The sequence below is a fragment of the Parabacteroides sp. genome (genome assembly GCF_977054455.1).
In genome coordinates this window covers 115,818-135,517 of sequence record NZ_CDRTCT010000007.1, presented here as the reverse complement: position 1 = coordinate 135,517, position 19,700 = coordinate 115,818, and the positions used below count along the sequence as shown (strand labels likewise).

Here is a 19,700-nt window from a genome sequence, read left to right as displayed (position 1 = left end):
ATATGACAAATTTATGATATATGTTAGAAATCATACCATGAATGTAAAGAGTCTATAAGTAAGGTGTTTACCACCTCCTTGGATCTTATTCATATAGTGACTATTATTATTAAACAAAAAACAATTAGTATGTTGAAAATCGTAAGACCAGTCAGCTTTTTGCTGTTGTCTGCTGCTTTATGTTCCTCAGGAACAGTGCTTGCGGCTAATGAGACAGCAACTACCAAAGTTGGTATTTCTCAGCAACAGAAAAGTTTGAAAGGAACAGTTAATGATGTACTGGGCCCCGTAGCCGGTGCTTCAGTAGTCGTAAAAGGTACGACAAACGGTACAGTTACCGACATGGACGGTAACTTTGTTCTGGAAGTGAATAACGGTGATGTCCTTCAAATCTCTTTCATCGGTTATGTAACACAGGAAATCAAGTACACCGGACAAGCTACTTTGGCTGTGAATCTGGTGGAAGACACTCAGAAGTTGGAAGAAGTCGTTGTCGTAGGTTACGGTACGCAGAAGAAAGTGAATATGACCGGTGCTGTTGCACAGATCGATAGCAAAGCGTTGGAAAACCGTCCTGTACAGAACATTTCTACAGCGTTACAAGGTACGATGCCCGGTGTTCAGGTAACTTCTGGCGGTGGACGTCCCGGACAGGATGGTGGTACGATCCGCGTACGTGGTGTCGGTACGTTGAACACGGCTGACCCTTATATTTTGGTGGACGGTATCGAAACCGGTACGATGAACTCGGTCGACCCTAACGATATCGAAAGCATTTCCGTATTGAAAGATGCCGCTTCTGCTGCTATCTACGGTTCGAAGGCTTCCAACGGTGTAATCTTGATTACGACAAAACGAGGTAAGACAGGTAAACCGCGTATTTCCTATAATGGATATGTCGGTTTTCAGAAACCGACGGAAATGATCGACCGTATCAGTTCATATGACTATGCGCGATTGTATAGCCAGTCTATGGTGGCGGAAGGTTTGAATCCTCGTTTTAATGAAACGGATCTTCAGAAATTCAAAGATGGTTCTTCTCCTGATACGCACCCGAATACGGATTGGTATGACGAGGCTTACCAAACCGGTGTGCAGCATTCACACAATGTCAGTGTGAGCGGTGGTACGGAAAATGCAAAATATATGGGATCTGTCGGTTATTTGGGACAGACAGGTATTCTTCCGAATGCAGAAAGACAGCAGTTCAACGCACGTACTAACTTGGATTTGAAGTTGAATTCTAAATTGACAGTACGTTTGAATTTGGCTTATATTAAAAATGATTATGCAGACCCGATTTCTTCTTATTACTCCGGTATAAGGGAGGATGGAGATTCTCGTTATGCTGCCAGTTCCGACCAGATTATCCGTCAGTTGAATCGTATTTCACCGTGGATTGTCGGTCGTGCAGAAGATGGTACCTATGGTACGATTTCCGATGGAAATCCGCTTGCTTGGTTGGATGTAGATCAGACGGTTAAACGTAAAAACCAGAACTTTTCGGGTACGCTGGCAGCTGATTATAAGATTATTGATGGGTTGGTTGCGACAGTAACAGGTTCTTATGTCAATAATCAGCAGCATTATATTGCTTTTCAGAAGTATATTAAGTATAACCCGAATAAAGAAACGGAGCAGAATCGTGCGGAAGAGCGTTTTATCGGTTGGCATCGTGCTACATTCGATGCTTTGTTGAACTACGACAAGCAATTCGGTGAACATGGCTTGAAAGCGATGGCGGGTTGGCATACGGAAAAGTATGACTATTCTTTTAACCATCAGTTCCGTAAGAACTTCCCGACTAACGATTTGACCGATATGAATGCGGGTGATCCTGCATCTCAGAAAAGTTATGGATTTACTCGTGAATTGGCAATGATTTCATGGTTCGGACGTATCAATTATGATTATGCCGGCAAGTATCTGCTGGAAGGCAATATCCGTGCGGATGCATCTTCACGTTTTGCCGATGGTAATCGTTGGGGCTATTTCCCCTCTTTCTCTGCTGCATGGCGTATCAGCGAAGAAGGCTTTATGGAAAATACGAAGGACTGGTTGAACAATTTGAAGATTCGTGGTTCATGGGGATTATTGGGTAATCAGGATGCATTGAGTGATTACTATCCCTGGATGAACACGTATGCTTTAGGTGCAAGTTACCCATTGGGTGGCGCTTTGCAGTCTGGTTATTATCAGGATAGTTACAAGTTGGCTTCCATCTCATGGGAAAAATCCCGTACATGGGGACTTGGTTTTGATGCGACACTAAACAACAAGATCAACGTGACGTTCGATTACTATGACCGCAAGACGACGGGTATCATTATGGACGTACCTGTTCCGCAGGAGTTCGGTTTGGGTGCATACAAGGACAATGTGGGTGAAATGTCCAACCGAGGTGTCGAAGTAATCTTGAGCTATAATAACAAGTGGGGTGACTGGTCGTTCGGTGCAACCGGCAACTTCGCGTACAATAAGAATATTTTGCAGGACTTGGGATTGTCTGGCAGTTCTAAGGAGATGCAAGATCCGAACAACGGCAATAAGATCCGTCGGATCGGTGAAGCATTGAATACCTACTTGGTTTATGAATCAGACGGTTTCTTCGAATCAGACGAAGCGGCACAGGCTTATATGGATAAATATGCTGGAAAGGACGGATATCCGTTCTCCAAAAAGTTCAAAGCCGGTGACCTGATTTACAAGGATACAAATAATGATGGAAAAATCGATGACTCTGACCGTGTTTTAGCTGGATCGACCGACCCGAAATTTACTTTTGGTTTGAATTTGAATGCAGCTTATAAGAATTTCGATTTGTCAATGACTTTTACAGGGGCAGCTGGTGTAAGCCGTTTGATCAACAAGGAAGTGACCGGTTATTTCGCTGGTGACGACTCTCACCCGGCAACTGTTTGGTTGGATGCCTGGACACAGGACAACAAAGATGCCACGATGCCGCGTGTCGCTTATGATGAAAGTTCTAACAACTATACGACTTCTACATTCTGGGTACAGAATTCCAGCTACTTACGTATGAAGAATCTGCAATTCGGATATTCACTTCCGAAAAATGTGTTGAAGTCTGTCGGAATTGAGAATGTTCGTTTCTACTATTCAGTAGAAAATTTGTTTACGATCCATAATATGCTTGTAAGCGTTGATCCTGAAATCGGAGATGAACGTGGTTCCAGTTTCCCGTTGACGCAGACACATGCCTTTGGTGTGAATGTGACATTCTGATAAATGTGAAAAATTAAGATTTAAAAGAAAGATATAAATATGAAACGATTATTAGTATATATGTTGTCAGGAATGGCAATTTGGGCTACTTCCTGTTCCGATTTTTTGGATACGGCTCCGTTGGATGCTCTGTCTCCGGCAACGACTTGGAAAACGGAAACAGATGCCGAAAAGTTTCTGATCGGATGTTATGACGGTTGGGCCGATGAAACCGGTATTTTGTATTGGGACTGTGCTTCCGATTTCGGATTCAATTTCCATGCGCATGAAGGATGGAGAGAGATAGGTGCAGGCACAATGACATCGACTGGTAATGTTGCCAATTACTATTCATTTGGAATGATCCGCCGTTGTAATGATTTCATCAAGAATATCGAGAGTGTCGAGTTTGCGGATACGAACAAGAAAAACGATATGATCGGACAAGTCAAGACCATCCGGGCTTACCAATATTTCACAATGAACTGGTTGTATGGTGGTGTGCCCATCATCGATTCGTATGAAACAGCCGAAGAGGCTAAGGTTCCACGTAATACAGAAGAAGAGGTGAAGAAATTCATCTATGACGAACTGGATGCTGCTATCCCGATGCTGAACGATGCACCGAAAGCCAGCGGATATATTGCCAAAGGTACGGCATTGGCACTGAAAATGCGTACAGCCCTGTTCTATTCGGATTTTCAGTTGGCAAAAGATGCTGCCAAGGCTATTATAGATTTGGGACAATATGAATTGGATCCAAGTTTTGAGAACCTTTTTATGGTGTCCGGACAAAATTCGAAGGAAATCATTGCGGCTGTCCAGCACGATGAGAATTTGTATTCAAACTGGATGATTGCAACGATGTATAACAATGGCGATGGTGGTTGGTCTTCTATGGTTCCGACACAGAATCTGATTGATACGTATGAAATGAGCAACGGTTTGACAAAAGAAGAGGCTGGTAGTAGTTACGATGCAAAACATCCGTTTGCCAACCGTGACCCGCGTATGGCAATGACTGTTCTTTATCCGGGTATGGATTGGAATGGAAAGGTTTTGAACACATTGGATAAAATCGATCCAACACTTGAAAAACCTGGAAATCCGAACAATGATGGTTCTAACAACTGTTCCAAGACTCGTCTGACTTGGGCGAAATATTTAGCTCCGATGGATCAGTACAATGATGTTTGGGCTACCAATTGCCAGCCGATTATTTTCCGTTATGCGGAAGTCTTGTTGAGCTATGCGGAAGCGGAAAATGAGTTGAACGGGCCGTCTGCTGAAATTTACGGTATGTTGGACCAGATCCGTGAACGTGTTGGTATGCCGAAGGTAGACCGGAACAAATATGGTTCGAAAGATAAGTTACGCGAATTGATTCGTCGTGAACGTGCTGTTGAATTAGCCGGTGAAGGTCTTCGCCGTCAGGACATTATCCGTTGGAAAGACGCCAGTGGAAAGATGGTGGCTGAAACGGTGCTGAACGGCGAATTGAGAGTGATCACCGGTACAATCGACTATAAAGAAAAAGAGCCGACCAAGCGTGCTGTCATTACAGGTAGCGAGCTGGTTGAAGAGCGTGTGTTCAAACCATTCCACCGTTATCTGCCGATCAAGCAGGACTATATACGAAAGAATGATCAATTGAAACAGAATGACGGTTATTAATAAGAACTGATATTTTTATCATGTTTTAAGAGGGATATATTGGATCATTTCCAATATATCCCTTTCCTTTGTACAGAAAAACACTAAAATAGTATGAAGCATTATCGAATTTTCTCTTTTCTCTTGTTATTCGTTTGTATTGCATTTGGATATGGTTGCAACGCTCCTTCTTCTTCCGGTCGGGAAGTGCTGGATATGAATACCGACTGGGCTTTTTACCGGGGGGATGTGACGGAAGGGAGTCGGACGGATCTGGATGATTCCGGATGGATGCCTGTCGCCCTGCCTCATATCATGCAATTGGAAACGAAACATTGCGGTGGAAACTCCATTTATGACGGGATCGGTTGGTATCGCCGTTATTTCAAACTACCTGCAAAATATAAGGATAAACGGATCGTTGTATCTTTTGAAGGTGTGATGGTGAATTGCGATGTTTATCTGAACGGTCAAGAGATTACGGATCATCACGGTGGTTATATGGGATTTGTTGCAGACCTTACGGACCGTATCGATTGGGATGGCAATAATGTGTTGGCTGTCCGTGTGTCTGCCGAACAGGACCCGCTTACACCTCCGGGAAAGCCGCAGGATAAAATGGACTTCTACTATTATAGTGGGATTTATCGGGATGTCCGGATGATGATTACGGACAAGATTTATATAACAGATCCTTTACAGGAAAACAAAGTTGCCGGCGGTGGCCAGTTCGTGACTTTCCCCGAAGTGACAAAGGAGAAAGCAAGAACGCATATTGCCACACATGTCCGGAATTTGACAGACATTGATGAAGCCCTTTCCGTTTTCTCGCAATTGGTCGATTCGGCAGGCCGTATCGTTGCAGAGGCAGAAACATCGGTGACCTTGCAAAAGCAATCGGACGGGACGGTGGAGCAGAACCTCATTGTCGATCAACCTGCCTTATGGCATCCTTATACGCCTCACCTTTATACCTTGCGTACACAGTTGCTGTCGGATGATAAAGTCCTCGATGAAACCATCCGGAAAATCGGTATCCGTACGATCCGCTACACGGCTGAGGACGGGTTCTTTATCAATGGGGAAAAGCTGTATATGCGTGGAGCCAACCGCCACCAGGCGTTTGCCAACGTCGGGGATGCAGCCTCTAACTCCATGCAGGTGAGGGAGGTGATCGACCTGAAACGAGGTGGCTATAATGCGGTTCGCGCCGCTCATTATCCGAACGATCCGGCTTTCCTGGAGGCATGTGACCGATATGGGCTGTTAGTGGTGGAGTGTATTCCCGGTTGGCAGTTCTATAATCCGGATTCCACTTTCATCAAACGTTTGTATGAGATCGGACGCCAGATGATCCGCCGTGACCGGAACCATCCTTCCGTCGTTCTTTGGGAAACGGCTTTGAACGAATCCCGTTATCCGGTCTCTTTGGCAAAGGAGATTTTCGAACTGTCTCATGCCGAATATCCGGGCGATCAGATGTACACTGCAGGCGATTACTTCGGACATGCGGAAATGGAACCTTATTATGATGTCTTTTATAAGCAGGTTTCCAAGTTCCCGAAAGACGGGGATGTGATGAGTAATTATCCGGAAGATTTTATAGCGGTCAAGCCGTTGTTTACCCGTGAATGGGGAGATGGCGTGGGCGAAAAACCGCGTGTCAGCTTGAAAGAAAGCGAGGAAGAACAGATGCGCCAGTGCCGTAGCCGTATCGAACAGTTGAACGGCAAAGGCTATTTTGACTGGTGCATGCTGGATGCCAATCCTCATATGGGCGGGCATTTCGTTTGGAGCTACAATGACTATGCGCGAGGTAGCCAGGATGAAACGATGTATAGCGGTGTGGTGGATATCAACCGGTATCCGAAATTCAGCTACTTCATGTTGCAGAGTATGCGGGACAAGACGGTTTCACAACCAGGTCTGTATGAAGGACCGATGGTCTTTATCGCTTCTTATAATGCTTCGGGAGATTTCGCCTCGTCGACGACGGATATAACGGTTTTTTCCAACTGTGACGAAGTCCGTCTTTATCGTAATGAGAAGCTGGTCGGGACTCAGACGAGGGAAGAACGGACTCCGCTGTATCGCGCGGTTGTCGAGAAGGGGGGGAGTCCGGTATTCGTCTTTAATGCCGGAGGATATGAAGCCGGGACTTTAAAGGCGGAAGCGCTGGCTGGCGGAAAGGTTGTGGCGACCCATAGTGTGAGCACTCCGGAAAAAGCCGATCGTCTGGTTGTGGATATCAAGACGGATGGCATTGTTCCTGTTGCTGACGGCTCGGATATGATTCCCGTCTACATTAAGGTCTGTGACAAGAATGGTTCCTTGGTCTACAACTCCGGACAGGAAATCCGTATTCAGGTCTCCGGTGAAGGGATGCTGGTCGGAGACACGATCAGCCGTATCGGCATCAATCCTCAGAAGGTGGAAGGAGGTGTTGGGTTCGCATTTGTCCGCACGACGAAGAAGGCCGGTAAGATTACGGTGAAAGCGACAGCCGAGGGTTTGTCCTCCGGTGAAGCTGAAATCAATACGAAACCGTTTGAAGGAAAGTCTCTGCCTGATGGGAAACATGCCCTGTTTACCGGGAAAGAAGAAGACAATGTTGTGGTAAAACCTTCTTCCTGGCAGAAGCGCGTCTTGGAAAGACCTCGCCTGAAAATAGCGTCGGTCCAGGTCGGAAGCAGCCAAAACGGGTATCCGGCCTCCAATATAATCGACGATGACGATCATACCTGGTGGATCGCCGGGGAAGATCGGTTGCCGCAAGTGGTTACTTTGGTGCTGGACCGTCCGACATATGTGGTTGCCAGCCGTATCCTTTTCCAGAAAGACAGCTCTTCCTATAAGCATAAGGTGGAGACTTCCGAGGATGGTGAACGGTGGGAACTCCTCTATGAACGCGAATGTACGGGGTGGGAGTTTAAGCCGATGACGGTTGACCGGGAAGTGAAATATGTCCGCTTGACAATCGAGAATGTCTCCGAAGGACGTGCCGGCCTGGGGGAAATCTCACTCTATTAATATATGATGTATAATACGTTTAATCTGAATAGCATGAAGAAAATCTTATTTATGTTGGCAGTCCTGTTCTACGGGGCAAGCCTTTTTGCACAAGACAAGCCGTTCGACATCGAACATGCGCCGGCCCCTTTGTTCCGTTGTCCAATCCATGACGGTCCGACCGACCCGACGCTCGAATGGAATGAGGGACGGCAGGAATGGTGGATGTTCTACACCCAACGCCGCGCCAATGTCCCTAACTTGCAGGAAGTGGCCTGTGTCTATGGCAGTAAGGTCGGGATCGCGGCCACCAAGGACAACGGTAAAAACTGGTATTATGTCGGGACGGCCAACCTGCCGGAACCTATGCAGGGACAGAGTACTTTCTGGGCTCCCGATGTGTTCAAGCATAAGGACGCTTATTACATGATCGTGACCTTTATCCCCGGCATTCATCCTTTCTGGGGAGGTGACGCCCGGCTTGTCTTTTACAAAAGCAAAGATATGCTGAACTGGGATCTGGTGGAGGAAATAGAGGGTACGCATGGTTGTATCGACGCTTCGGCGTTTCAGATGCCGGACGGGACGTGGAAGATGTGGTACAAGACTCCCGACTCCAAAACAAATACGGGTGTGAGCAAGGATCTGACGACCTGGAAGATAACTGGCAAATGCGAGATCGACGATGTCCCGCATGAAGGACCGATTGTCTTTTATTGGAAGAATAAATACTGGAACATCATCGATGAATGCAGTCTGGGATATGTCGGCTTGCATTGTTACGAATCGGACGATGCGACAAACTGGACCTATAATTCGACGATCCTGAACAAGCCGGGCCTCCGTCCGGACGATTTTGACCAGGGAAGGCATTGCGATGTCGTCGTGATTGGTGACCGTGCTTTTATTTTCTATTTTACCCATCCGGGACGAACGTACAAAATGGACGGTATCGAAGTGGAAGAAAACAGTTGGAACTATCACCGTGCCTCCATCCAGATTGCTGAGTTGGAATATGTGGATGGGAAGATTGTCTGCGACCGGGATAAATATGCAAAGAAAGTTCCGTCACCTATCGAGCGGAAGAAGAATTAAAGGACGGCGCTCCAATAAAAATTTTATATACCTTTGCATCTGCTAAAAGAGAAAAAATATGATTTCTGTTGAAGGACTTACAGTTGAGTTTGGCGGGTTTACGCTTTTTGATGATGTCTCGTTCGTGGTAAATAAGAAGGATCGTATCGCACTGGTGGGAAAGAACGGTGCGGGAAAATCGACGATGCTGAAAATATTTGCCGGATTGCAATCACCCACATCCGGATCGGTCAGCGTACCGAAGGAGACGACGATAGGTTATCTTCCCCAGCAGATGAAGCTGGCGGATACACAGACGGTGCGCGAAGAGGCGGAACAGGCCTTCGAGCATATCCATGAGATGGAAAAGGAGATAGAACGGCTGAATCAGCAACTGGCCGAGCGGACCGATTATGAAACGGAATCGTATCAGAACCTCATAGACCGTGTCACGCATCTGACGGAACATTTTCAGATGATGGGCGGAAATAATTATCATGCCGAGTTGGAACGGACGTTGATCGGTCTGGGATTCAGTCGTGAGGATTTCGACCGGCCGACCTCCGAGTTCAGCGGGGGATGGCGCATGCGTATCGAACTTGCCAAGCTCCTGCTCCGCAAGCCGGATATCTTGTTGCTGGACGAGCCGACCAACCATTTGGACATCGAGTCCATCCAATGGCTTGAAAACTTCATCGCGACACGTGCCAATGCGGTTATCCTGGTTTCACATGACCGGGCGTTTATCGATAACACGACTTTCCGGACGATAGAGATAGAACTTGGTAAGATCTATGATTATAAGGTAAAATATTCCGAATATGTGGAATTGCGTAAGGAGCGCCGCGAACAACAGCTTCGTGCCTTTGAAAACCAGCAGAAGAAATTGGCCGATACGGAGGCTTTCATCGAGCGTTTCCGTTATAAAGCGACCAAGTCCGTGCAGGTGCAATCCCGTATCAAACAATTGGAAAAAGTTGAACGCATCGAAGTGGACGAAGTGGATACGGCTATGTTGAGCCTGAAATTCCCTCCGGCTCCCCGTTCCGGTTCCTATCCGGTGATTGCGGAAGATGTAGCCAAGCGCTATGGCGACCATCTGATTTTCGAGCATGCTACTTTTACCATTAACCGCGGAGACAAAGTCGCTTTTGTCGGCAAGAACGGCGAAGGCAAGTCCACGTTGGTTAAATGTATAATGGGAGAGATCGACTTTACCGGAAAGCTTCAGTTGGGGCATAATGTGAAGATCGGCTATTTTGCACAGAACCAGGCACAGCTGTTGGACGAGAATATGACCGTTTTCGATACGATCGATTATGTTGCGCAGGGGGATATCCGCCTGAAGATACGGGACATACTGGGGGCTTTCATGTTCGGTGGAGAAGCATCGGACAAGAAAGTGAAGGTACTGTCCGGTGGAGAAAAGACCCGTCTGGCCATGATCCGGCTGTTGTTGGAACCGGTGAACCTGTTGATCCTCGACGAACCGACCAATCATTTGGACATGCGTTCGAAAGATGTGCTGAAAGATGCTTTGAAAGAGTTCGACGGTACGGTTATCGTCGTCTCGCACGACCGTGAATTCCTGGATGGACTGGTAGACAAGGTTTATGAATTCGGAAATAAACGGGTGATCGAACATTTGGGAGGTATTTATGATTTCCTGGAACATAAGAAGATGGATAGCTTGCGCGAATTGGAACGTTCCACCCAAGCGACAACCTCTATGGATGGAACCGCTTCGGAGCCGACCCGAAACAAGCTCTCTTATGAAGCCCGCAAGGAACAAAGCAAGGCAATCAAGAAAGTTGAAAAAGCGATAGCCGAATCCGAAAAGAAAATAACGGAACTCGAAAACTCCATTGCTGCTATCGAGGTCAAGCTCGCCACTCCCGAAGGGGCGGCGGATGTTTCCTTATATACCGAATATTCCGAATTGAAGAAGAAACTTTCCGACACGATGGATCTCTGGACGGAACAGACCCTCGAACTGGAAGAACTGAATGCGGCCAATAGTTAGGTCGAAAAGACTTTTGACAACTGTCGAAAAGGTTTTTGACATGTGTCGAAAGGGTTTTTGACCAAGGGCGGAAAGATCTTCGGCCAAAGGCCAAAGGTCAATGATTGGGCTGTTTGACAATAGAAGCATGGCTATTGTCACTTAAATAAAACCTTCCTGGACCGACTTACTCTCTCTGTTTTGAAAAAGTAAATATTAACGCTTGGTCTTTAACTCTCTTTAGAAAATCTTTCTACCTTTGTCTACTTAAAACTAAAAAACACAAACTTAATTCTTGCGCTATGTTAACTCAGATTATAAATGGCAAGATCCTTACCCCACAGGGCTGGTTGAAAGACGGTTCTGTTCTGATAAGTGATAACAAGATTCTGGAAGTGACTAACTGCGATCTGGCAGTGGTAGGAGCCACTTTGATAGACGCTAAAGGCATGTATATCGTGCCGGGCGGAGTAGAAATCCATGTTCACGGCGGTGGAGGCCGTGACTTTATGGAAGGTACCGAAGATGCATTCCGGGCAGCAGTAGCCGCTCATATGCAACATGGTACGACCAGTATTTTTCCTACATTGTCTTCTTCGACCATCCCGATGATCCGTGAGGCGGCCGCAACGACTGAAAAGTTGATGGCGGAAAAAGACAGTCCTGTCCTGGGGCTTCATCTGGAAGGACATTACTTCAACATGAAGATGGCCGGCGGCCAGTTGCCGGAAAATATCAAGAATCCGGATCCGGAAGAATACATTCCCCTGTTGGAAGAGACACATTGCATCAAACGTTGGGATGCCGCTCCCGAATTGCCGGGAGCCATGCAGTTCGGCAAATACATCACGTCGAAAGGCGTACTGGCTTCTGTCGGCCATACGCAAGCCGAGTACGAGGATATTCAGACTGCCTACGAAGCCGGATATACTCATGCCACGCATTTCTACAACGCAATGCCCGGTTTCCACAAACGCCGTGAATATAAATATGAAGGTACGGTCGAGAGTATTTATCTGATCGACGACATGACGGTCGAAGTGGTTGCCGATGGTATCCATGTGCCTCCGACAATCCTCCGCTTGGTTTATAAGATCAAAGGCGTGGAACGCACTTGCCTGATTACCGATGCGCTGGCTTGTGCCGCAAGTGACAGCCAGACGGCTTTCGATCCGCGTGTGATCATCGAAGACGGCGTTTGCAAGTTGGCGGACCGCTCTGCGCTTGCCGGTAGTGTTGCGACTATGGACCGTCTGATCCGTACGGTCGTCCAGAAAGCCGAGATTCCGTTGGAAGATGCCGTTCGCATGGCTTCCGAAACTCCGGCACGCATCATGGGCGTTTACGACCGTAAAGGTTCTTTGCAACGAGGCAAGGATGCGGATATCCAGATTCTGGATAAGGACTTGAACGTCCGTGCTGTTTGGGCGATGGGTAAATTAGTGGAAGGAACGAATAAATTGTTTTGATTTATGCTGACACAAATAATAAATGGCCAGATCCTCACCCCGCAGGGATGGTTGAAGGATGGCTCCGTATTGATTAGCGACGGGAAGATTTTGGAGGTGACAAACAGTGACCTGGCTGTTATCGGCGCCAAAGTGGTAGATGCCAAGGGTATGTATATCATTCCCGGTTTCGTAGCCATGAACGTGCACGGTGGTGGCGGCCACGACTTTAAGGAATGTACGGAAGAAGCCTTTCATAGCGCGATTGCCGCGCATATGAAACATGGTGCGACGACTCTTTTCCCCACGTTGTCGTCTTCTTCGAAAGAATCTATATGCAAAGCTGTCTCTGTTTGTGAGAAGCTTATGGCGGAAAAAGACGGGCCTGTGTTGGGACTTCATGTGGAGGGGCCGTACCTGAATGCCAAGATGGCCGGTAGCTTATACGATGTGAAAGATCCGGATAAGGAAGAATATATGTCTATCCTGGAAAGCACGAACTGTATTAAGCGTTGGGATGCCAGTCCTGAATTGCCGGGTGCGCATGATTTCGCTCGTTATCTCAGATCGAAAGGTATCCTGGCTGCCATTACGCATACGGAAGCCGAATTCGGGGATATCAAAGGGGCCTATGCAGCGGGTTTTACCCATGCGGCCCAGTTCTACAATGCAATGCCCGGTTTCCACAAACGTCGTGAATATAAATATGAAGGAACGGTGGAAAGCGTTTTCCTGATGGACGATATGACGGTGGAAGTGATTGCCGACGGTAAACATTTGCCTTCTACGATCCTTCGCCTGGTGTATAAGCTGAAAGGGGTGGAACGAACGTGCCTTGTAACCGATGCGTTGTCTTATGCCGCGAGCGATGTGAAACCGGCCGAAGGTTCACGTATTATCATTGAAGACGGTGTTTGCAAGTTGGCCGACCATTCTTCGCTTGCCGGAAGTATCGCTACGATGGACGTGCTGGTCCGTACGATGGTCCAGAAAGCCAATATCCCGTTGGCCGATGCCGTTCGCATGGCTTCCGAAACTCCGGCACGCCTGATGGGGGTATCCGACCGTACGGGCACGTTGCAGCGCGGAAAAGATGCCGATATCATCATCATGGACCGTAATCTGGCTGTCCGTGCCGTTTGGTCGATGGGGAACTTGGTCCCGGCCGCCAATACGTTGTTTTAAGAAGATTAGAACTGATAAAGAATGAAGAACCAGGTTCGCCCGTCCGATCCGTGTCGTCCGCGAACCTGGTTCTTAAATGATACATTTGATTCATCTCTGCCAAAATCCGTAATATCTATATTTCCTATAATCGTATTGATTTTTTAAATGGTCTGTAAAGCTATAATCATTTATTAATTGTTATATTTGTGATTCAAGTTACGATAATATACTAAATCAAGAATTAAACATGAAAACAGACCTTAGTTCGCAGATTACCCTGACGCGAATACCGCAGCGGTATTATCGCCCGGAGAATGCTTTCGAGCATTCAGTTTTAACCCGTCTGGAAAAGATTCCGACAAACATCTATAAATCGGCCGATGAAGGTTCGTTTGCTATCGCTAAGGAGATAGCGGATCAGATTCGCAAGAAACAGGAAATCGGTGAAAACTTTGTGATGGCTGTTCCCGGAGGCCGTTCTCCGCTGAGCGTATATAAAGAATTGATCCGTATGCATAAGGAAGAACGACTGAGCTTCCGCAACGTGGTTGTCTTTGTCGAATATGAATTCTTTCCGCTTGTCTCTCCTTCCGCCGGCAATGTGGCGCAGTTGAAAGAGGCTTTGCTGGACCATATCGATATCGCTCCTGAAAATATTTATGCGCCTGACGGATGTATGCCGAAGGATGCCATCATCGACTTTTGCCGGATGTACGAAGAAAACATCCAGAAGGTAGGCGGTTTGGATTATATCCTGCTGGGAGTGGGACATGCGAGCAATATTATGTTCAACGGCGTAGGTGCGACTTTGAGTTCGCGTACCCGTCTGGTTCTGCTGGAAGGGGCTGCTCGTAAAGAAGCATCCCGTACGTTCCCGTCACTGGACAATGTGCCTGCGGGAGTCATCACGATGGGGATCGCTACCATGATGAAAGCCCGTAATGTGATCCTGATGGCATGGGGTGAAGACAAGGCGAAGATCATCGCAAAAACGGTGGAAGGCAAAGTGAGTGACGCTGTTCCCTCTTCTTACCTGCAGAACCATACGAATGCGAAAGTCGTAGTCGATTTGTCGGCTGCTTATGATCTGACACGTATCAGTCATCCCTGGCTGGTTACCAATTGCGAGTGGGACAACAAACTGATCCGTCGCGCAATCGTTTGGTTGTGCCAGTTGACGGGCAAACCGATCTTGAAACTGACAAACAAGGATTATAGCGAAAACGGCCTGGGTGAACTGCTTGCCCTGTACGGTTCGGCCTATAATGTGAATATCAAGGTATTCAACGATATCCAGCACACGATTACCGGATGGCCGGGCGGCAAGCCGAATGCCGACGATTCAAACCGTCCCGAACGTGCGACTCCGTATCCGAAGAAGGTGATTATCTTCAGTCCGCATCCGGATGATGATGTGATTTCGATGGGTGGTACATTCCATCGTTTGTGTGAACAGCATCACGATGTGCATGTCGCTTACGAAACTTCCGGCAATATTGCCGTAGGGGATGAAGAGGTAATCCGTTACTGTGAATATCTGCGTGACGTTTGCGATAAGTACACAAAAGACGAAACGGTTAAGAAGAAAGCCGAAGAAATCATTCATTTCCTCCGTTATGAAAAGGTGGAAGGTGAAGCTGAAAGACGCGATGTCCTCTTTATGAAAGGCACGATCCGCCGGGAAGAAGCCCGTGCAGGTGCCCGTTACAGCGGAATCAAGAATGACGATCATATCCATTTTCTCGACTTGCCTTTCTACGAAACGGGTTTGGTGAAGAAGAATGACCTGAGTGAAGCGGATATTGCCATCGTGAAGAAGTTGCTGACGGATGTGAAACCCGATGAGATGTTCGTTGCCGGCGACCTTGCCGACCCGCATGGAACTCATCGTGTATGCCTGAATGCCGTTCTGGCGGCTATCGATGAACTGAAGGATGAAGAATGGTTGAAGAACTGCCGCATCTGGATGTATCGCGGGGCTTGGGCCGAATGGGAAATGGACCATGTGGAAATGGCCGTTCCTATCTCTCCCGAAGAGTTGCGTCACAAGAGAAATGCAATCCTGAAGCACCAGTCGCAGGCTGAAAGCGCACCGTTCCTTGGTGACGACGAACGCTTGTTCTGGCAACGTGCCGAAGACCGCAATCGGGCTACTGCCGAACTCTATCATCAGTTGGGCCTTGCCTCTTATGAAGCGATGGAAGCATTCGTACAATATGTTCCGGGTCGATAAGTAAACCGGACTGTCATAAAAAAAATGAGGGCGGCTCGATTATCGGGCCGCCCTCTCATTGTTGTTTAATATATATATATGAATTAGTAAGTAGTTCCTTGGAAAACGTTAGAGTCTGAATAAGGAAGCAATGTTCCGTTCATTGTCAGGTCGTTTCCTGAGAAGTTCGGGTCTACAGTAACCATCGCATTGTTGGTTCCGCTGTATAATACCAAGTTGACGGTTGCAGAGATAAAGATACCCTGTACGCTCATGGTCAGATATACGTTTCCGTTGTTTTCCTGTTTGACCTGTACGTTGGATGCTGAGCCTTGTACGGTGATACCGCCTAAACCGTTAGGACCGGGGTAAGGAGAGTTGGATGCAATCTGAACCATAGCCTGTCCGTCGTTCAACGAAACGAAGTTTGTGTTTGAGTTGACATAGTAAACACGTCCGTTCAACGGTTGTACGGAGTTGGCTTCGAGTACGAACGACTGGTTTGTGATAGCCTGCATGGCATTGTTGAATGCTTCTTCGCCCATGACGGCGTCCTTAGCTAACCTTTCTTCTTTTTTCTCTTTTCTTTCCTGCTTTTTTTCAGCTTTTTCTGCGGCTTTACTTGTCTGAGCCTGCACATGTGTCATACCACCCAACATTAGGGTGAAGATCACCATCATAGATACAATTCTTTTCATACGACTTAGTTTAAAACGTTTATTCAAAAATGTACTAAAAGAACAAGCGGATGTGGGAAATGTTTAAAATCTCCCGTATTTTTGTAGGGATAATAATCGTTTGATATGAAAATAGATGTTTGTTTTTCACCGGCATTATATCCGGTCTATCATAATCCCGAAGCTATCGTGGTGGTCGTGGATGTGTTCCGTGCAACGACGACGATGGCCGCTGCTTTTAGTAATGGTGTTCGTAGCATCCGTCCGGTCGCTACTGTCGAAGAGGCCGAGGCATATAAGGCAAAAGGCTGGCTGGTCGGAGCGGAGCGGAATGTGAAGCGTTGTGGGTTTGCCGATTTCGGGAATTCCCCGTTCGACTATACGCCGGAAAAGGTTTCCGGAAAAGATATTGTGTTCACCACAACTAACGGTACGCGTGCGATCACGATCGCCCAATCTGCTTTCCGGGTGATAACGGGAGCTTTCATCAATCTGCAGGCTGTGGCCGATTACTGTGCCCGCCATAAGCGGGATGTAGTCGTGCTCTGTTCCGGATGGCAGGATAAGGTGAATATAGAAGATACGCTTTTTGGCGGAGCTTTGACAGATACGTTGCTGAATACCGGCCTGTATGAAGCGGGCAGCGATGCAGCCGTGATTGCCCGTGATATGTGGACGAGCAACAAGGAGGACCTGCTTGCTTATTTGGACACGACGGACCATATGGGACGTCTGAAAGCGAACCGTCTCGAAGATGCTGTTCCCTATTGCCTGACATTGAGTAGTACGGACAAGGTTCCCGAACTTTCGATAGAGGAAAATACATTAATATTACGCTGACAAGAAATGGAATATATGGAAAAACATACCGGAAAAGTACGTTTTGGAGTAGTAGGGACTAATTTTATAACCGACTGGGTGATTGCCGGGGCACGGCAGGACGACCGTTTTGAATTGGTTGCCGTTTATTCCCGCAAACAGGAGACGGCGGATGCCTTTGCCGCCAAACATCAGATACCTTATACTTTTACTTCTCTGGAAGAGATGGCGAAAAGTCCGTTGATCGATGCAGTGTATATCGCATCGCCTAATTTCCTTCATGCGGAACAGAGTATCTTGTGCATGAAGTATGGAAAGCACGTGCTCTGTGAGAAACCTTTCGCTTCGAATGCACGGGAGGTGAGGGAGATGATCGCTGCCTCAGCGGAGTATGACGTTACGCTGATGGAGGCAATGAAGCCGACTCTTACCCCGAATTTCCGGTCGGTACGGGAAAACTTGGGACGCTTGGGAATGATACGACGCTATTTTTCCTGCTATTGCCAGTACTCTTCCCGATATGATAAATTCAAGGAAGGAGTCGTGCTGAATGCATTTAGGCCCGAACTGTCGAATGGGGCGATGATGGATATCGGGATTTATACCGTTTATCCGATGGTCGTTTTGTTCGGACGCCCGAAAAAGATGGATGCTTCCGGGATTGTCCTTTCGTCTGGAGCGGATGGACAGGGAGCCGTCAATTTCGAATACGAAGGAATGAGTGCGACCGTTCTCTATTCCAAAATAGCCAATTCTTCCCTGCCTACAGAGATACAGGGGGAAGATGGCAACATAACGCTCGACCGGATCAATATAATCGGTGAGGTGAAATATACGCCTCGCCTGGCGGCCGCTTCCGGTAAAGGTCCCTCTGCCCAACCTCAAGATATAAGTGCGGTGACGGATAAGGATGAATATTATTATGAGGTGGCGGAGTTTATCGATCTGGTTTTGTCGGGTAAACGACAATCCGTGATCAACAGCCACGAACATTCCCTGATCACGTTGGAAATCATCGATGAAGTGCGCAGGCAATTGGGAATTCGGTATCCGGCGGATAAAAACTGATTTATCCGTTACTTTTGGATCAAGCCCAAAGTAACAGATAAATCAATATTCCCGAAGGAAATATCTCATCAGGAACTCCCAGTTCTCGTGAACGATTGCCTTGCTGCGTCCCTCACCGATCAGGCTCTTTGCCTGCGCATCTGACAACATGTCTTTTTCTTCCAGTATTCTCAGCAGATACGGGCTGCATTTCCGGATCATGAAGAAGGACAGACCTTGGTCTTCCGCTTTTTTCTGATCGTAGAAAGGATTGTTTTCGTCTTTGATATACTCAACACCGGCAGTCAGGATTTGCAGACCTTCTGAAGGGGTGGCATAAACGGCAAATTTCCGGGGGATTGTATCGCCTATCGCTCCTTCCGTTTTGATACCGATCTTCGTCAGGAAATCGAGAAATTCCTGTTTGTTTTGGAAATAAAGGAGTGCTTTACCTTCTGCCGCTGCCGTGAATTTCTCGAAGTGCTCGGCCAGCTCTTTCTCGCTCTCTTCGGACTCCGGTTCTTTGAATGTCTGTGCTTTTTCACCTTCTTCAACGAACAGGCTGTGATCCGGATGGTCTGCCGGAAGAATCAACGAAAGCCATTTTGGGGAGGTGTAAGCCAAGAACATTCTTTTGGAAATATGTGCCAATGTATTGTGGGCGACTATGATGAACTGCTCGTCTTTATCTTTCACCTGTTTCCAATATTCCTTGACTGTATCCGTCAGTTCCTGTAATGAATCGGTAAACAGGTAACATCGGTAGTGGAACCAGTGGAGCAATTCATTGTATTTGTCGACATCCTCATAGCGGGTTTCCGGAGCAAAGAGCTGTTGCAGCCGTTCGTTCTCCGGTGCTGTCGTCCATTCGTCGCAAAACATCTGGTAGATCAGGCTGGCTGTATCACCATTTGCCGCATTGTCGGGACTGACGAATGTGCCATTGCGATGCCCGTGATACTGCTGTGTGTAATGCCAGAGCAAGAACCGGATGTCTTCATAGTTGACCTCGTCATCATAATAATGATCGTCAGGTGTATAAAACGGCAGGAATTTACCGTACAAGGCTTTGTGCTCCGTGATGAACGAGCGCCAGATATTCAGACCGGAAATGACGTCCTCAAAGTAGGCAGCCATGCGTATGCAGATCTGTTTCACCTCGTCCTTCTCAAAAGAATAGGCGAGGTGTGTTTCTTCCAGCATGTCGTAAATGCGGTTTGCGATATTGGTATAATAGAGATCTGTCGGATCTGACTGCTTATAAGGGTGCAACTGCAACCAATCTTTCGGATAGATTTTAATGTCCTTCATATATTAAAATAATTCGTGTCTATATTAATGATTCGTGGGTACAAATGTAGTGAAAT

Annotated in this window: 12 protein-coding genes; 10 read left to right on the top strand and 2 right to left on the bottom strand. The window is 47.2% G+C overall.

Going from position 1 to position 19,700, the window contains the following annotated elements:
- Window positions 1-129: 129 nt before the first annotated feature.
- From ACW6QF_RS05095 to ACW6QF_RS05060, 8 genes are all read left to right on the top strand, one after another.
- Window positions 130-3,246: a SusC/RagA family TonB-linked outer membrane protein gene (locus ACW6QF_RS05095; protein WP_456087034.1), complete on the top strand. Its 3,117-nt coding sequence runs from the start codon at window positions 130-132 to the stop codon at window positions 3,244-3,246.
- 39 nt (window positions 3,247-3,285) lie between these two features.
- Window positions 3,286-4,899: a RagB/SusD family nutrient uptake outer membrane protein gene (locus ACW6QF_RS05090; RefSeq protein WP_456087033.1), complete on the top strand. Its 1,614-nt coding sequence runs from the start codon at window positions 3,286-3,288 to the stop codon at window positions 4,897-4,899.
- A 93-nt stretch (window positions 4,900-4,992) separates the two neighbouring features.
- Window positions 4,993-7,908: a glycoside hydrolase family 2 TIM barrel-domain containing protein gene (locus ACW6QF_RS05085; protein WP_456087032.1), complete on the top strand. Its 2,916-nt coding sequence runs from the start codon at window positions 4,993-4,995 to the stop codon at window positions 7,906-7,908.
- A gap of 33 nt (window positions 7,909-7,941) precedes the next feature.
- Window positions 7,942-8,982 (top strand): hypothetical protein, encoded by a 1,041-nt coding sequence (locus ACW6QF_RS05080; protein ID WP_456087031.1) that lies wholly within the window; start codon window positions 7,942-7,944, stop codon window positions 8,980-8,982.
- A gap of 58 nt (window positions 8,983-9,040) precedes the next feature.
- On the top strand, window positions 9,041-10,984 hold the full coding sequence (locus ACW6QF_RS05075) for an ABC-F family ATP-binding cassette domain-containing protein (protein ID WP_298547028.1): 1,944 nt from the start codon (window positions 9,041-9,043) through the stop codon (window positions 10,982-10,984).
- A 281-nt stretch (window positions 10,985-11,265) separates the two neighbouring features.
- Window positions 11,266-12,432: an N-acetylglucosamine-6-phosphate deacetylase gene (gene nagA / locus ACW6QF_RS05070; protein ID WP_186928131.1), complete on the top strand. Its 1,167-nt coding sequence runs from the start codon at window positions 11,266-11,268 to the stop codon at window positions 12,430-12,432.
- 3 nt (window positions 12,433-12,435) lie between these two features.
- Entirely contained in the window at window positions 12,436-13,596 is a 1,161-nt protein-coding gene (nagA, locus tag ACW6QF_RS05065) for an N-acetylglucosamine-6-phosphate deacetylase (protein ID WP_456087030.1), read from the top strand.
- Between the two features lie 229 nt (window positions 13,597-13,825).
- Window positions 13,826-15,811 (top strand): glucosamine-6-phosphate deaminase, encoded by a 1,986-nt coding sequence (locus tag ACW6QF_RS05060; protein ID WP_456087029.1) that lies wholly within the window; start codon window positions 13,826-13,828, stop codon window positions 15,809-15,811.
- An 83-nt stretch (window positions 15,812-15,894) separates the two neighbouring features.
- On the opposite strand, the gene ACW6QF_RS05055 is transcribed toward ACW6QF_RS05060, so the two are convergent.
- On the bottom strand, window positions 15,895-16,488 hold the full coding sequence (locus ACW6QF_RS05055; RefSeq protein ID WP_298547022.1) for a DUF4251 domain-containing protein: 594 nt from the start codon (window positions 16,486-16,488) through the stop codon (window positions 15,895-15,897).
- A 105-nt stretch (window positions 16,489-16,593) separates the two neighbouring features.
- Between ACW6QF_RS05055 and ACW6QF_RS05050 the strand changes: the two genes are divergently transcribed.
- Both ACW6QF_RS05050 and ACW6QF_RS05045 read left to right on the top strand, forming a co-directional pair.
- Window positions 16,594-17,307, top strand: a complete 714-nt coding sequence (locus tag ACW6QF_RS05050; RefSeq protein ID WP_298547020.1) for a 2-phosphosulfolactate phosphatase — start codon at window positions 16,594-16,596, stop codon at window positions 17,305-17,307.
- A gap of 6 nt (window positions 17,308-17,313) precedes the next feature.
- A complete protein-coding gene (locus tag ACW6QF_RS05045; RefSeq protein ID WP_456087028.1) occupies window positions 17,314-18,354 on the top strand; it encodes a Gfo/Idh/MocA family protein in 1,041 nt (346 codons plus the stop codon).
- A 42-nt stretch (window positions 18,355-18,396) separates the two neighbouring features.
- Here the strand turns inward: ACW6QF_RS05045 and ACW6QF_RS05040 are convergent, their stop codons facing one another.
- Complete coding sequence (locus ACW6QF_RS05040; RefSeq protein ID WP_456087027.1) at window positions 18,397-19,644, bottom strand: DUF3843 family protein; 1,248 nt, start codon at window positions 19,642-19,644, stop codon at window positions 18,397-18,399.
- Window positions 19,645-19,700 lie beyond the last annotated feature (56 nt).

Excerpts from the sequence above, each read along its gene's own strand:
- ACW6QF_RS05095 (WP_456087034.1), top strand. The coding sequence starts at position 130 with ATGTTGAAAATCGTAAGACCAGTCAGCTTTTTGCTGTTGTCTGCTGCT.
- ACW6QF_RS05040 (WP_456087027.1), bottom strand. The coding sequence starts at position 19,644 with ATGAAGGACATTAAAATCTATCCGAAAGATTGGTTGCAGTTGCACCCT.
- ACW6QF_RS05075 (WP_298547028.1), top strand. The coding sequence starts at position 9,041 with ATGATTTCTGTTGAAGGACTTACAGTTGAGTTTGGCGGGTTTACGCTT.
- ACW6QF_RS05055 (WP_298547022.1), bottom strand. The coding sequence starts at position 16,488 with ATGAAAAGAATTGTATCTATGATGGTGATCTTCACCCTAATGTTGGGT.
- ACW6QF_RS05045 (WP_456087028.1), top strand. The coding sequence starts at position 17,314 with ATGGAATATATGGAAAAACATACCGGAAAAGTACGTTTTGGAGTAGTA.
- ACW6QF_RS05060 (WP_456087029.1), top strand. The coding sequence starts at position 13,826 with ATGAAAACAGACCTTAGTTCGCAGATTACCCTGACGCGAATACCGCAG.
- ACW6QF_RS05090 (WP_456087033.1), top strand. The coding sequence starts at position 3,286 with ATGAAACGATTATTAGTATATATGTTGTCAGGAATGGCAATTTGGGCT.
- nagA (WP_186928131.1), top strand. The coding sequence starts at position 11,266 with ATGTTAACTCAGATTATAAATGGCAAGATCCTTACCCCACAGGGCTGG.
- ACW6QF_RS05050 (WP_298547020.1), top strand. The coding sequence starts at position 16,594 with ATGAAAATAGATGTTTGTTTTTCACCGGCATTATATCCGGTCTATCAT.
- nagA (WP_456087030.1), top strand. The coding sequence starts at position 12,436 with ATGCTGACACAAATAATAAATGGCCAGATCCTCACCCCGCAGGGATGG.
- ACW6QF_RS05085 (WP_456087032.1), top strand. The coding sequence starts at position 4,993 with ATGAAGCATTATCGAATTTTCTCTTTTCTCTTGTTATTCGTTTGTATT.
- ACW6QF_RS05080 (WP_456087031.1), top strand. The coding sequence starts at position 7,942 with ATGAAGAAAATCTTATTTATGTTGGCAGTCCTGTTCTACGGGGCAAGC.